The sequence below is a fragment of the Sphingobium ummariense RL-3 genome (assembly GCF_000447205.1).
GTDB lineage: Bacteria > Pseudomonadota > Alphaproteobacteria > Sphingomonadales > Sphingomonadaceae > Sphingobium > Sphingobium ummariense.
Window position 1 is genome coordinate 18,265 of sequence record NZ_AUWY01000132.1, and the last position, 13,812, is coordinate 32,076.

15 protein-coding genes are annotated in these 13,812 nt (G+C 60.5%); 8 read left to right on the forward strand and 7 right to left on the reverse strand.

Annotated elements, in window-relative coordinates; translation table 11 throughout:
* Positions 1–68 precede the first annotated feature (68 nt).
* The 7 genes from M529_RS46035 to M529_RS49860 form a co-directional block, all read right to left on the reverse strand.
* Positions 69–941 carry an ArdC family protein gene (locus M529_RS46035; RefSeq protein ID WP_004213405.1) on the reverse strand — a complete coding sequence of 291 codons (873 nt, stop codon included), beginning with the start codon at positions 939–941 and terminating at the stop codon, positions 69–71.
* A 483-nt stretch (positions 942–1,424) separates the two neighbouring features.
* Positions 1,425–3,200, reverse strand: a complete 1,776-nt coding sequence (locus tag M529_RS46040) for a ParB/RepB/Spo0J family partition protein (RefSeq protein ID WP_021319980.1) — start codon at positions 3,198–3,200, stop codon at positions 1,425–1,427.
* 550 nt (positions 3,201–3,750) lie between these two features.
* Positions 3,751–4,071 carry a hypothetical protein gene (locus tag M529_RS46045; protein ID WP_006949645.1) on the reverse strand — a complete coding sequence of 107 codons (321 nt, stop codon included), beginning with the start codon at positions 4,069–4,071 and terminating at the stop codon, positions 3,751–3,753.
* Between the two features lie 116 nt (positions 4,072–4,187).
* Positions 4,188–4,778: a thermonuclease family protein gene (locus M529_RS46050; RefSeq protein WP_006949646.1), complete on the reverse strand. Its 591-nt coding sequence runs from the start codon at positions 4,776–4,778 to the stop codon at positions 4,188–4,190.
* The gene (locus M529_RS46055; RefSeq protein WP_007016055.1) at positions 4,772–5,653 is read right to left on the reverse strand and encodes a DUF7146 domain-containing protein; all 882 of its coding nucleotides are present in this window, start codon (positions 5,651–5,653) and stop codon (positions 4,772–4,774) included. The genes M529_RS46050 and M529_RS46055 overlap by 7 nt, the downstream gene beginning before the upstream one ends.
* A gap of 111 nt (positions 5,654–5,764) precedes the next feature.
* Positions 5,765–6,487 carry a replication initiation protein gene (locus M529_RS46060; protein WP_236617751.1) on the reverse strand — a complete coding sequence of 241 codons (723 nt, stop codon included), beginning with the start codon at positions 6,485–6,487 and terminating at the stop codon, positions 5,765–5,767.
* A gap of 362 nt (positions 6,488–6,849) precedes the next feature.
* Positions 6,850–7,002, reverse strand: a complete 153-nt coding sequence (locus M529_RS49860) for a hypothetical protein (RefSeq protein ID WP_006949649.1) — start codon at positions 7,000–7,002, stop codon at positions 6,850–6,852.
* A gap of 255 nt (positions 7,003–7,257) precedes the next feature.
* Between M529_RS49860 and M529_RS46070 the strand changes: the two genes are divergently transcribed.
* From M529_RS46070 to M529_RS46105, 8 genes are all read left to right on the forward strand, one after another.
* Positions 7,258–7,566 (forward strand): hypothetical protein, encoded by a 309-nt coding sequence (locus M529_RS46070; protein WP_004213195.1) that lies wholly within the window; start codon positions 7,258–7,260, stop codon positions 7,564–7,566.
* Between the two features lie 397 nt (positions 7,567–7,963).
* Entirely contained in the window at positions 7,964–8,629 is a 666-nt protein-coding gene (locus M529_RS46075; RefSeq protein WP_004213200.1) for a lytic transglycosylase domain-containing protein, read from the forward strand.
* Between the two features lie 21 nt (positions 8,630–8,650).
* Positions 8,651–8,992: a TrbC/VirB2 family protein gene (locus M529_RS46080; RefSeq protein ID WP_004213202.1), complete on the forward strand. Its 342-nt coding sequence runs from the start codon at positions 8,651–8,653 to the stop codon at positions 8,990–8,992.
* 6 nt (positions 8,993–8,998) lie between these two features.
* Complete coding sequence (locus M529_RS46085; protein WP_006949650.1) at positions 8,999–9,343, forward strand: type IV secretion system protein VirB3; 345 nt, start codon at positions 8,999–9,001, stop codon at positions 9,341–9,343.
* Positions 9,330–11,714, forward strand: coding sequence for a VirB4 family type IV secretion/conjugal transfer ATPase (locus tag M529_RS46090; protein ID WP_006949654.1), 2,385 nt, complete (start codon positions 9,330–9,332; stop codon positions 11,712–11,714). The genes M529_RS46085 and M529_RS46090 overlap by 14 nt, the downstream gene beginning before the upstream one ends.
* A gap of 13 nt (positions 11,715–11,727) precedes the next feature.
* Entirely contained in the window at positions 11,728–12,441 is a 714-nt protein-coding gene (locus M529_RS46095; protein ID WP_006949655.1) for a type IV secretion system protein, read from the forward strand.
* Between the two features lie 2 nt (positions 12,442–12,443).
* The gene (locus M529_RS46100) at positions 12,444–12,749 is read left to right on the forward strand and encodes a hypothetical protein (protein ID WP_006949657.1); all 306 of its coding nucleotides are present in this window, start codon (positions 12,444–12,446) and stop codon (positions 12,747–12,749) included.
* A gap of 43 nt (positions 12,750–12,792) precedes the next feature.
* Positions 12,793–13,809, forward strand: coding sequence for a type IV secretion system protein (locus M529_RS46105; protein WP_004213214.1), 1,017 nt, complete (start codon positions 12,793–12,795; stop codon positions 13,807–13,809).
* Positions 13,810–13,812 lie beyond the last annotated feature (3 nt).

Sequence of the window (13,812 nt, forward strand, 5' to 3'; positions counted from 1 at the left end):
TATTTCACTTTCCTGAAATGGGACGCCGCGCTTGCGCGGCGTCTCGTGCATTTAGCAGGGCGGGTCATTCAATCCGCTTGGTCGGTCATCATCGCCAACAGGTAGTCGGCGGCGTTCTGAGCCTCACGGGCAGCCTCGAAAATCGCGCGCTTGTCGTTGCGGAGCGCGGTCAACCAGTGCTCGATATACGCGGCATGGTCTTCGCGTTCCTCGACCTTGAAACCGACAATCGCGCCGATGAAGGATGCGCCCAGCTCGGCTACGAGCTCGTCCCTCGCATAGTCGGCGCGGCTCGTTGAAATCAGGGTTTTCCGGTTGAGGCGGCTTTCATGCCCTGCATGATGCACGGCCTCGTGCGCAAGCGTGGCATAGTAGTCGTCGGCGGAATGGAACGCTTCAAAAGCAGGCATTTGGATATAGTCGTCGCGGGTGTGGTAATAGGCTTGCGATCCGCCGATGCGAACGGTTGCGTCGATGCGAGAGAACATCACTTCAAGCTCAACGTCGCGGGTTTCGGGATTGGTAATGATCGGGGCGGGCGCGGGATATTTGCCGTCCAGTCCCTCGACCTGATCGGCATTGAAAACCGTGTATCGTTTCAGAAACGGAATGGCGCGCTCGTCGTCCGTCTCGGAGTCCTTCACGACAAGCTTGTTAGCATAGACAACGGTGGTCCCCTTGCTGCCCTTCCGGACATTGCCGCCAAGCTCCAATGCCTGTTTGAAGGTCAGCCAATAGGGGGAGGCGAAGCCCTGACGCATGGCGCTGGCCCAAAGGCTGAGGACGTTGATCCCACGATAGGCGACCCCATTGTGCCGGAGCGGAATGGTCGGCCCACCGCTCCACGGCTTCACCCAAGGCTTGGTGCCCGCTTCGAGCATCGCAAGAATGTCGTCGGTGACGGCCTGATAAATGTCGATCCGGTTCGTTTCCTTAGCCATTTTCCTCACTCCTTTAGGCGAAGCCGCTGCCTGCGGCCTGCGGCTCTGACCCGCTGGCGAAGCGCGGGATGGGGAGGGGGGAGCAAAATCGATGGGAGTGGTGCGGGCGGCGCGACTAGGGAGGCCCCGGCGCGCGCGAGCGCGCCGGAACTGGCCGAACTTGTCGGGCAACCCGGTCCTGTCGATTATGCTTCGGGAACGAAAGGGCGGGTGCCCTTGGTGTTCCCCCGGTGGCAGCTGCCACCACTGACGGAGCGCGGCCCTGGGCCGCTCGATCCTATGTGGCAGCTGACAGACTACTAAGCGCGCGGCCCTGGCCGCTCATTTTGGCGGCGGCTTGCATGATTTTGTGCTGTTCGTCGCACCCATCGGGATTTTCTTCCTCAACAGGCGCATTCGCTAATCGCAAAGGCCGGGCGGTGGCAGCTGCCACCGCCCCCAAGTTTGCGGGGAGCGCGGGAGTGAAGCGCGCTCCCCGTGCCGTCATGCCGCTTGGCTTTCGCTATCGGCGGCATCGGGCAAGGCAGAGGGTCGAAGGGCGGGGGGCAGGATGCGCCGCCCCGCAAGGCGCTCGTTGACCGTCACGGCAAGGTCAGAGCGCTTCATGGTCTGGCAATTCTCTACAGCGTCGTTGCCGCAACCTTCGGCCAGCAGCTTCAAGAGCGTGGCCTTGCTAAGCTGGTCATAGAATACCTGATTAGGTTCCCACTTGTCGGCCATGTTGATCTGCGCGGCTCCGACGATCTGCGCCAGCTGGCGGTCGCGGTCGCTGTGGAACGAAAGGCTCGTGATCTGCGAGGCAACGCAGTAGGCCAGCAGCCGCAATTTCGCTTCGCTGTCCATCTGGCGCATGTCGTCCAGCGTGGGTGTTTCGGCCAAGCGGTCAAGATCGGCCCTTGCGATCTCGTCAATGTCGGCAATCGTGGAATGGCCCATGACCGCATCGTCAACATGGAAGCGGTTCTTCTCGGCGGTGATTTCGGCGGCTTGTTGCCACGAATAAGCGTTGCCGCGAACCTGCCCCAAGAGGCCCGTTAAGAGCACGTCCAGCGCCAGCTCCGGGTCGCTGGCAAGGGCTTCCCGAACCGCCATCGTGCGGATGCCGCCCAGCTGATCCATGACTTTCTGCGAGTAGTCGGGGCGAGGAGGCTTGGGGCCATCGGCGGCGGTGCCCTTGGCGGTGCGGGTGAACGCGACCTGTTCGATACCGTCATGGCCGATGAAGACGATAAGCGAGTGCTCGGCCTTCTGCTCGGCGGTGAAAACGCGGCAAGCCGATACGATAGCGTCCTGTTTGCGGGTCAGGGCGCGCAACTCGTCGTCATAGTCGTGATCGTCCTCGTCCACCTCGCTTTCCCGCTTGGCGATTGCCGCCTCGATCTCGACCAGCTGCGCGGTTTCTTCCTCGGTCGGATCGCGCTCGCCAGCGGGTTCCAGATGGCCGCGCATCCAGTAGGAATCAGGCCGGTAGAGCTGCCCTTCTGCATCGCGCCAGCCATCTTCGCGCGCCGCCTTGGCGATGGCGTCGAGCCGATCTTGCACAAGGTCCATGACAAGGCCCGCATCATCGCAATAGCGACGTTCTCCGAAAAGATCGGTGGTGAAGGTGCCGCCTGCGGCGCAATAGGCTTCCTCGCCTACAATGCGAAAATGCTTGTCGGTATCGGCAACCTTCTCCTGGGTGAGCATGGCGCGGATTTGGTGGGCGTTGTCGCCGGTGCGCTTGAAAACCTCAAGCTGGCGGTCCTGATCGTCGGTCAGCGCGAAAGCCTGCGCCGCGCCCATGCCGATTTCGTCTTTCTGGAAGGCTTTGAGAATGGTCGGGTGCAGCGCCGCCAGCTTCAACACGCGGCGGACATAGGCCGGGGAGACGCCGAACGATGCTGCAACATCGTCAACGTCCTTGCCGCTGTCGATGATCGCCCGATAGGCTGCGATGGCATCGGCGGGGTGCATGTCCTCGCGCTGCGCGTTCTCGGCAAGCGAGATTTCCAGCGCCTCGTCCTTGCTGCGGATTTCAACGGGAACCTCGAAAGTGCCGGGGATGGCCTTTGCCTTCTGCAACAGCTTCAAGGCCCGATAGCGCCGCCCTCCGGCGCAAATCCTGATTTTGCCGTCTTCATCATAGCCGATCAGGTTTTGCAGCACGCCCCGCGCCTGAATGTCGGCGGCGAGGGCTTCGATTTCCTTGGGCTTCACCTTCCGCACGTTGAGGTCGGAAAGCGCCAGCTTGTTCAGTTGGATGGTCTGGATGGTCATTTTTCACTCCTTTAGGCGAAGCCGCTGCCTGCGGCCTGCGGCTCTGACCCGCTGGCGAAGCGCGGGATGGGGAGGGGGGAGCAAAATCGATGGGAGTGGTGCGGGCGGCGCGACTAGGGAGGCCCCGGCGCGCGCGAGCGCGCCGGAACTGGCCGAACTTGTCGGGCAACCCGGTCCTGTCGATTATGCTTCGGGAACGAAAGGGCGGGTGCCCTTGGTGTTCCCCCGGTGGCAGCTGCCACCACTGACGGAGCGCGGCCCTGGGCCGCTCAAACTATTGCGGTCGCTTTAAGAAGGAGAACCAGCGGCGGCGTGGGGGCTTTGCGACAATGGGAGGATCGATCTGATCTCCGCCAGCTTCATTCCAGAAGGCTTGCCAGCGTTCTGATTCAGCGCGGAGAGCTGCGGCGCGCTCATCAACCGCCCGCAAGCGTCTATGATAATCGTGAGGGGACCTGCTCATGAAAACGCTGTGAGCCTGATTGGATAATGGATGGTGGTGTTCCAGGGTTAATGCCGGAATTATCAACGCAAGGCATGGGGTTAGAGATCAAAGCCCGGAGAGCGCGAAGCACGCGGCGATCGAGCCAACCAGAGCGATCAGGAGAACGGGACGCCTCGGCGCTGCACTGACGGTGATGGTCGCGCCGGCGCAGGCCCATAGCAAGGTGGCGGCGGGACCGGCCCGGTAGATCAGGAAGCCGATATAGCTGTTCGGCAGGAACTGCGGATAATCGACAATCAGGCGTGCGACGATCCCGCCGCCTGCGAGAATGAGCGCGGCGATCAGCCATGCCGCGATTGCCTCGATGCGCGGCGATGCACTGTGCCTGGGCGCGGCCTGCATCGTCGTTCGCGTCGCATCATTCATGCTGATCTTCCCTTATAGCCCTGACCGTCACCCGAATGGGCGGAGACGGCTTTGCTGGCTCCGTGGAGCCGCGCGGCGCAGCCGTGTGGTGGAATAGGGCAGGTTCCCGGCTCCGATCATTTGCACTTGTTCGGCAGCTGGCCCCTCTCGATCGCCAGATTCCTCATCGCCTCGTAATCGACACCCCAAAGGCCTCGTCGCTCATCGGCAGCGTCTTTCATGAAACGGGCATAGGCCAGCCCTGAATGTTGCCTGTAATCAACGGCATATCCATGGCGTACCATCGTTGCCGAAACAGATGCCCCATTCGACCGAAACCGGCACGACAGGTTAGACCCGCCCCAGCTCGTCCGCCGCGTGTTGCATATCGGCTCGATCGTCAACTTTTCGTCCTGAAAATCGCTCGTGCAATCCATGCCGCCATTTTGCTTCACCAGCTCTTCCAAATAGAGCTGCGCTGCGATCTTGGGCACATTGCCCTTGCCGTCCTCATCCGGCGCATCAATTCCCGACAACCGCACCCGCTTTTTATCGAGCGTTTCGAGCGTATCGCCGTCGATAATGCGCGGGTTCTCGACATGGATTGAAACCGGCTCGCTATTCCTCGCCTGCATCTGATTGAACAGCGCGCCGAACGCGAAAACAGAGAGAATGGGCAACGCGATTTGCTGATTTCGCGGCCATTTTTTGAAACCTCGGATCAGCACCTGGCTCTCTCCTGAAGAATGTCGTTCCAGTCCATCGGCGCCGGGGCTGGCGGGAGGATGATTTTCAGTTCGCGGTCGTTGGCAGTGAGGTGGTCGCGCGCGTCCTCTATGGCCTGTGCGGCTTCCTGGCCGTGTTGCGAGTAGATGACGATTTTGCGGATGCGTTCGGGGATCGCGATCAGGCCATAGCGGCGAATGCCGCCAGCGCCCCACACCTTGAATTTCCCGTCACTAAGCTGGGTGACGGAAACGGCTTCCTCGAAGCCTTCCGCGAGGCGCAGAACATCGCCGGTTGGCTGGCCGCCGATCCGCATGGCGGCGTGTCGGACCAGGCCGAGCGTCAATTTCGCCTCGCGCAGCGCCGCATGGTAGCGTTTCTCGCCGGTTGCTGGATCGAGCAAGATCCGCTGCACGGCGATTATGCCTTCGTCGGCCTCGAACGGCACGAGAAGGGCAGGATGCTCTTCGCGGGCGTCGGGCGGACCAACGATGCAGCGCGGAGCGAAGCGGAGCTTGAGGCCGGTCGGGTCGATTGCGCGCGAACGCAGATAGCGTTCAGCCGCGGTGCCTGCGATCGGCACGGCGGAATCCCATAGTTGGAGGGCGAGCTTCCGGCGCGAGGGTTCGGGCGCGCGATCGACCGTTTCACCGCTCGTGTGGCGATTGATTTTGCGGCTGTTGAGCGCGGACCAGACGGCTTCCTGACTGCAACCGGCCCAACATTTGAATAGGACGGCCTTCTTGCCGGGGGTGACTTGGAGCGACGGATTGCGGTCGTTGTGGGCTGGACAGCAAACCATGCCATATGAGCCGCGCCAGTGGCCGCCCATATCCGCTACGATCTGACGTGCGCGTGCTTCGACGTCCATCTGCATCGAACTTCTTTCGTCAACGGTATCCCGACATTGGGATTTATACACATTTCACGATGGCGGGCAAACGGTCGGGATACATGCCAATATCGCGCATGGCCCGACTAGGGCCATTCAATATAAATATCTCCGCCGGTTATCTTCACTTGCGGATGACTCACGTTCTTTCGCCTCAATCGCTTGGCCCAGGCTGGCGAGAATGTCCGCCAGCTCGCGCTTGTCCCGCTCTTCGCGGGTTAGCTCCCATAGGGGCAGCTGATCCCTCATGCGCTCCATGTCGCGCGCCGCCTCGATCTGGCGATATTGTTCGCAAGCGGGGGCTGGATCGGCCGCGACGCCGCGACGGCGGCGAGCAGCGAAGATTTCCGAGAGGAAGGCGGGGAAGAGGAAGCGATAGGCGTTCGTGGCCTGCTTGATGCGCGGGCCAGCGCCTTGCGCTTCGTGGTCGGGAACCGGCTCGTAGCGCCTGAACCAGTCGATAATTCGCGCGTCTTTGAGACGCGAAAGCGCCTGAACGACGCAATTCTTGCTGAGGCCGGTTCCATCCATGATCGTGTGAAGACTGGGGAACAGCGCGCCAGTGCTATAGTCGATGACGCGGGCCAGGAACTCGATGATCTGGATGCCGGCCTGTCCGATAGCTCCGTTGCGAATGCGCGGTGTGGTTGTCCGCCGCTGCGCGAGCGTTTGCCGCTCGTAGAGCTTTGCGGCTTCGATCATCTCGCGCATCTGGCGAGCATTGCGGATCGGTGTGTAAGCCTTGGCCCGCTTTTCGTGGCCTACGGCGATGCTGCCGGCCCAGACTTTGACGCGCGGTTTTTCGGCACGCGCAAGCAAGGCGCGGTCGATCGTGGCGAGGCCGGTGCTACGCAGCACGGCGCCTATGGAAGTGGTCATGCGGACCTCCCTTCGTCGGTCCCGCGAGGCCAAGCACCATCGCTCCCGAAAGCACGCTTTCGAGATTGACTTTCGCCGCAGCACCACCGATAAAGAGAGCCAAGTTAGAAGCGCTCACTTCGGTGGCACAAACAGCCCTCGCTCAGCCAAGCGAGGGTTTTTTGTTGTCCTGTCGCCTCGGGGAGCCACCCCGCACGCAACAGATGAATCGCCGACTCCAAGGCGGAATCAGCGCGTCATAACTGGCTCAAGTTTAAGGGGTTGGCAAGAATAAGCGTGCGCGCACGCTTATAACGCGCTCGTCACGCCAATTTGCGGTAGTGGCGCAGATAGTCGGGATATTCGATCCCGCGTGCCTTCAAGAGATTGATCGTCGCCTCTTCGACCAGGGCAGCAACGGACGTTTGTTCGCGCTCAGCGAGGTTCTTGATCTCGGCCGCCAGCTCGGGTTTCACCGATGCTGCGAGATTTCGCGTGTTGGCGCGGCTCGGCCGACGCCGGGGCAAAGGAACCGGGAGAAGAGGGTCTTCCTGTCTTTTCGGGCGCGCCATAGGTCTAGAACACAAGAGGTTGGTGTGGTGCCGGAATAAGCGTGTTGACACGCTTAATGGCTGTAATGTGGTTGCGCGGCAAGAGACGACAAGCCGGGTTGCCCTCGCCGTCAAAGCGAGGATAGACATATCCTAATCGGTAAAAGGGAATAAATCACGATGCCGCATAGCGACGATTGGCAGTATGATCCGATCCTTGAGCGCGAACTAACCACCCGCCGCCCTGCTGGGGGAATGATCCAAGCGGTCGAAATTGCGCAACTGCCGTCGAGTGAATGGATCATCAATGTCAAAGTATCGTGGCGTGGCGATAAGTGGCTGAATGTCTGCCTATTCGAGCAACCAACGCTTAAAACCTACAAGCGACTGTCAAGCGCTGTGCGGCATGTCGTGCTCGATTACGGATATGAGGATGACCATATCCGATTGGTTCCCGACAAACAATGCAGCAACAAATTGGCGTTTTAGGCTTCCCTTTCCCCCTCATCGTGATATGTGCATAAATCTCGATGACGAGGGAGAAAGCGATGAAAGCTTTTAATTTCGCGCTCGCGACCGCCTTGGTGGGGGCTGCGGTGCAATCGACCCCCGCTGTAGCGTCGGATAATACTTGGGCATGTGAGGTTGTGCTGTGCATCTCCAACCCGGGTGGTCCGACGCAATATCCAGCCTGTGTTCCACCGATAACGAAACTGTGGCGCGTGCTGGCTCTCGGCGGCAGCTTCCCGACATGCACGGGCGGGGGCATCGCCAAGACCAAATACAAGAAGCCGGATGATGGGAGGCCTGGTCGCTTGACGGTCACTTGGACTGACGGGCGGCAACAGACCTACTATCAGCCGCGCAACTGACCGGGAGCGGGAACGTGTTCCTCGAAACCGGGGCCGTTCTTTCGCTGGCGGCGCAATGCGCCCCAGCGGTAGCGCCGCATACGATCGCCGCGATCGTGGATGCGGAATCTTCGAACTATGTTTTTGCGATCAACGTCAACGGCGTGGCCAGTCAGCCTCGCCGTCCGCGTAATGAGGCTGAGGCCATCGCAACCGCGCGCTCCTATGTGGCTCGCGGCTACAGCGTGGATCTCGGCCTCGGCCAAATCAATTCACGCAACATGGGATGGCTCGGCCTAACGTGGGACACTGTTTTCAAGCAGTGCTCCAATATCGAAGCGGCAGGCCGGGTGCTCCTGTCCAATTTCCGTTCGGCCAAGACGGGGCGCACCCCGCAAGAGGCCCTTCGGGTCGCACTCAGCATGTATAACACAGGCTCTCAATCGAGAGGTTTCCGCAACGGCTATGTCGCCCGCGTGGAGAACGCAGGTCGCCGCGTCAGCGGTCGGCCTGCGACCGCAATCCCGACTGTCATCGTGGGCGATCAGCCCGCCAGCGCCGCCATGAGCGACACTGGCGCCGGTCGTGTGCCGGTGGAGCTGGCGGAAATCGCAGCGGAGAACATGGAGGCGGCTCCACCGCCTGCACCGCCTGCGTGGGATGTTTTCGGCCGCGCCCAACACGCGCGGATTGGTTCGTAAGGCGAAGATAGGAGTTATCGAATGTTTCGTATCTGGAAGATCAAGGCTGAATCCCGGCTCGATGCGCTGCTCGCGCGTCTCAAGCCCTCGCCGCTCATGGCGCGCGCGCTGCCCCTGTCGCTGCTGGCAAGCCTGCTCGTAGCGGAGCCGGCTTTTGCGCAGGCAAACTTTGAAGGCCTGGCCGACAACATTCTCGGCCTGCTGAGCAACGGTTTGCTCCGCACGCTTGCGATCATCGCGATCATCGTCGTTGGCCTTCTGTGGTTCCTCGGCCGCGCGTCGGTGCAGATGCTCGTCACGGTCGTAGTTGGCGTGGTGATCGTGTTCTCCGCGCCTTGGATCGTCGACACGATTACGGGGTGATCGGGGATGGACGGTCAGGAAGAAATGACAAAAGACCCGCTGTTCTTGGCCGTCACCCGCCCCGCTTTGTGGGCGGGTGTTCCCATTGAAGCGGGCGCGCTCATCATCATGGCGGGCGCAATCACGTTAGTTGGTTCGGGCAATCCTCTCTACGGCGGCGCGGCCGCCGTCGCGCTTTATGCGATGGCGCGGCTTATCGTTCGGCATGACGTGAACGCATTCCGGCTGATCTTCCTGTGGGGCCGGACCAAAGCGGCGAACCGGAACCGCGTCTTTTGGGGTGGATCGAGCTACACGCCGCTGCCGCTCTACGGAATCAAGCGAAAGGGATTTGGTCGTGGTGTTCGGTAAGAGCGCGCTCGCGGAGAAGGTGCCTTTTGACAAGGCCAAACGGGAGGAAATGCCCGAGAAATTCTTGCCGTATTCGCGGCATGTCAATGAGCATGTGGTCGCCCTCGATAACGGCGATCTGATGCTCATGCTCGAACTGGATGGACGGCCCTTTGAGACTTCGGACGTGCGCGATCTGAATGATTGGCACACGCGCCTCAACGGGGTCTGGCGCAATATCCATGACGAGCGGCTTTCGATCTGGACGCACATGTTGCGGATGCGCGTGCGCGACTATCCAGGCGGCACGTTCCGCTCGCATTTCGCCGCGAAGCTCGATCAAAAATACTATGAGCGGATGACGGCCGAACGCATGTTCCGCAACCGCTTCTTCATGACGGTCGTGATCCGCCCAACAGCAAACGCGACCGACAAGCTGATGGATTTCCTGCGCAAGAAGCAGGAGGACAAGAACGCCAATATCGCGGAAGCTCTAGAGCTGCTGGAAGACAAGGTGCGCGATCTGGAAAAGCTACTGCTGCGCGTTCGTCCGCGCCGTGTCGGCATCTATGAGCACCGGGGTCTCCTGTTCTCCGAACCGCTGGAAATATTGAACCAGGTGATGACCGGGCGCTATCGGCGCTGTCCTCTGGTCCGTGGCCGTCTCGGCTCGGCGCTCTATGCGAGCCGCGCCATCATCGGCGCTGAGACATTTGAGGTCCGCGACGCCGATCATTCGATGTTCGGCGGCATTTTCGGCATTCGCGAGTATCCGTCATCGACAACGCCGCGCCAGTTTGAATCGCTGCTTTCGGTCGATTTCAGCCTCGCCATAACGCAGTCGTTCACGTTCCTGTCGCGCACAGCGGCAACAGAACGGTTTCGGCTTCGCCAGACCCAAATGGCGAACGCCGGTGACAAGGCGATCAGCCAGATGGATGAGCTGATCGACGCGGCCGACGATTTGCAATCGAACCGCTTTGTGCTGGGGGACCATCATTTCACGCTGACGGTGTTCGCGGAAGATTTGAAGAAGCTGCGCGATAACATGTCGATCGCGCGCGCGGCGCTGGCCGATACGGGCATGGTCGCCGCCCGCGAAAGCGCGGCGCTGGAAGCTGCCTATTGGTCGCAGCTGGTCGGCAACTTCGCGTGGAGGGCGCGCCCCGCGCCGATCACGTCATATAATTTCTCGGCGTTCTCGCCCTTCCATACGTTCCCTGCAGGGCACGAGGACGGCAATCATTGGGGGCCTGCGGTCGCCTTGCTCAAGACAAGCGCTCGCAGCCCCTATTACTTCAATTTCCATTCGGCAGACCTGGGCCATTCGATGGTCATTGGTCCATCGGGCGGCGGTAAGACGGTGCTGGTCAACTTCCTGATGGCGCAGCTCGAAAAGTTCAACGCGCGCCATATCTTCATCGACAAGGATCAAGGCGCGGAAATTTTTGTCCGAGCCAGCGGCGGCACCTATCTCGCGCTGCGCAACGGGGAACCTACGGGCTTCGCTCCGCTCAAGGCGCTCGACAATACGGCTTCCCATCGCGCGTTCCTCGGTCGCTTCATCCGCCAGCTGGTGAAGCAAGAGGGGGCGCCGATCACGGTGCAGGAATCGCACCTGATCGACGATGGCATCGAAGCCGTGATGAAGCTGCCACGCGAGCAACGCTCGCTGTCGGCGCTGCGGACCATGCTCGGCATGTCGGACTCGGGCGGCGTCGGCGCGCGCCTAGTCAAGTGGACCTCCGAGGGGAACCTTGGCTGGGTTTTCGATAATGAGGAAGATTCCATGTCTCTCGAAGCCCGTTTCGTGGGCTTCGATATGACCGACTTCCTCGAAAACGCGGAAATCCGCACGCCGGTCATGCTCTACCTGTTCGAGCGGATAGACGCGCTCCTGACAGGCGAGCGCATGGTTATTGCGATTGACGAATTTTGGAAGGCGCTGGCCGATCCGGCGTTCACGGCATTCGCGCAGGATGGCCTCAAGACATACCGCAAGCGCAATGCGTTCCTCGTCTTTGCAACACAGTCGCCTGCGGACGCGCTGCGGTCCACGATCAGCCATTCGATCTTGGAGCAGGTCGCGACGAAAATCTTCCTGCCCAATCCGTTCGGCCAGCGCCGGGATTACATCGAAGGCTTCTCGCTCTCGGAGGCGGAATTTAAGCTGGTGCGCGAAGAGCTGTCGCCGGAAAGCCGCAAATTCCTCGTGAAGCAGGGCCATGACTCCGTTGTGGTCGGCCTGGATCTCATTGGCATGGACGATGAACTGGCCGTGCTGTCGGGCCGCGCTGAAACAACGGGCGTGGCCCGCGAAGTGATTGCCGAACTGGGCAATGATCCGAAGCTCTGGTTGCCGGAATTTCACCGGCGCCGGCGCCCAAGCTGAAAGGAGTGAGACTATGAAGCAGCTTATCTTGGCGGCTGTGTCGATCGGGAGCCTTGCGGCCGCGACGCCAGCCAGTGCGCAGGGTATCCCTGTGTTCGATAGCACGTCGGTGCTCAAGCATATCGAACAAATCCAGAAGACCATGCAGATGATCGAGCAAGGTCGCCAGCAGATTGCGGAAGCGCAGCAGCTCTACCAAGGGTTGAACCAGCTGACCGATGTTTCCTCGATCGCCAACCAGCTTAAGACAGATTCACTTCGCACCCTGGGCGTTGATGTGAACTCGCTCGAACGCATGGCGCGCGGCGATTTTGGCGGCGGCGGCAGCTACGGCGGGCGATCTGATGCGATCTATCAGGACATGCTCGAACGTCTCGGCGTATCCGCGAATGGCGATCAGACTGACGTTCGCTATCAGACAGCTCGCTCGATCGCGATGGACAAGGCCATGGCCGAAGGCATGGGCGAAGCGGCCACATCGCGCGGTGAGGGTCTGGAAGAGCTGCGCAATCGACTTGCGACCGCATCAACAGCCAAGGAAGTTGCTGACCTTCAAGCGCGCATCCAGCTCGAAAGCGCGTCGATGATGAACGACCAGCTCCGCGTCGAAGCGTTGGAGCGAGCGCGCAGAGCGGAGGCCGCGGCGCACACGGCCGAAGCTTTTGCGGACAGGTCGCGCAAACGCGATGAGCAGCGTGCGCGAGCGCGGGCGGCAGCTGGAATTTGACCATGAAGAAAATGGTCCTTCTTGCGATCAGCGCAGCCGGCTTGCTCGCCGGCTGCGAACGCGCGCCCACATTTCCCGAGATTTTAATGACCTATCATGACGTTGATTGGCTCAAAACTCATGAAGATCAGATTCCGGTGATCGTCGCTGAGTGCGACAAGATCGTGAACAGCGAACTCAAACAGTCGGACCTCCCCATGCCAGTGGCTCGCAATTGCGGAGGCATAAAGAACAAAATCGCCTCCATTGAAAGGTCGCGGAAACGTGATGAGCAGCGTGCGCGAGCACGGAAGGCAGCTGGAATGTAAGGCTGTAATAACAGCTTGAATTATATCTAATCGGAGCGGTCTGGTGGAATACGATCTATTTACGAATGCCTATCAGGGCTTCACCAACGAACTCAATTCGGTAGTTGTGTCCAACTATGCTGGGTTTGTTGGGTGGATCGCTGGACCGCTCCGCACTGGCATGATCATTTACATAATCCTGCTAGGCTACGCGATTATGCGCGGGGCCGTGCAATACCCCTTCCGCGAATATGTCTATCGCTCGCTTATGCTGGCCGCGCTCTATTATGCTGTGACAAACCTCTATGGAGCATCGCTCGCACAGATGATCGTGACCGGCCTGCCGCATGAGTTTGCCTCGATCGTAGGCGGCTCACCGGACGGCGTTGGTGGGTCTTTCGATGGGATGTGGGCGCGGGTCGATGATGCACTGCTCGCGATGCAGGATGCGACCGAGAAATACGCAGAGGAACACGCCTCACTGACTGATATTCCCGGCGCTGCGGCCGCAATTATGCTGTGTATCGGTGCCACTATCATCATTCTTTTGACAGCGATCGCGGCTCTGTTCGCACTGGCTGTCGGCTTTGTGATCGTGCTCTATGCGCTGTTTGCGCTCGCCTGTCTGGCGGTGGTCGGGCCGATCTTCGTAGCAGCGCTGCTGTTTGATTCCACCAGAAGCTACTTCTTCTCATGGCTCGGCAGCGTCCTCAACTTTCTGATGTTGTCGCTATTTGCGATGCTTCTTGTGCTCGTTGTGGCCAATGTCGCTGAATCGGCAACAGCAACATTCGATGGCGATTTTGACAACATCTGGAGCACCTGTATCCGGATCATCGCGTTCTACATTCTCGCCTGCTTTTTCTTCATCCAAATCCCCGGAATAGCTGCCTCACTTGGCGGCGGCGCGGCTGCAATGGTGACGCAGTTCGGCAACGCGGTGACGAAGGGTGGCGGGGCAGTTGCAACGGGCGCAGGGCACGCGGCCAGCGATGCCCGCGCCATGGGGGCCAGCATGGGGCGGGGCTTCTCGTCGGCGGTTCGCCGTTGGCGCAACCGAAACACAATCACCAGAGCTTGAGGG

Excerpts from the sequence above, each read along its gene's own strand:
- M529_RS46035 (WP_004213405.1), bottom strand. The coding sequence starts at position 941 with ATGGCTAAGGAAACGAACCGGATCGACATTTATCAGGCCGTCACCGAC.
- M529_RS46040 (WP_021319980.1), bottom strand. The coding sequence starts at position 3,200 with ATGACCATCCAGACCATCCAACTGAACAAGCTGGCGCTTTCCGACCTC.
- M529_RS46045 (WP_006949645.1), bottom strand. The coding sequence starts at position 4,071 with ATGAATGATGCGACGCGAACGACGATGCAGGCCGCGCCCAGGCACAGT.
- M529_RS46055 (WP_007016055.1), bottom strand. The coding sequence starts at position 5,653 with ATGCAGATGGACGTCGAAGCACGCGCACGTCAGATCGTAGCGGATATG.
- M529_RS46070 (WP_004213195.1), top strand. The coding sequence starts at position 7,258 with ATGCCGCATAGCGACGATTGGCAGTATGATCCGATCCTTGAGCGCGAA.
- M529_RS46080 (WP_004213202.1), top strand. The coding sequence starts at position 8,651 with ATGTTTCGTATCTGGAAGATCAAGGCTGAATCCCGGCTCGATGCGCTG.
- M529_RS46085 (WP_006949650.1), top strand. The coding sequence starts at position 8,999 with ATGGACGGTCAGGAAGAAATGACAAAAGACCCGCTGTTCTTGGCCGTC.
- M529_RS46095 (WP_006949655.1), top strand. The coding sequence starts at position 11,728 with ATGAAGCAGCTTATCTTGGCGGCTGTGTCGATCGGGAGCCTTGCGGCC.
- M529_RS46100 (WP_006949657.1), top strand. The coding sequence starts at position 12,444 with ATGAAGAAAATGGTCCTTCTTGCGATCAGCGCAGCCGGCTTGCTCGCC.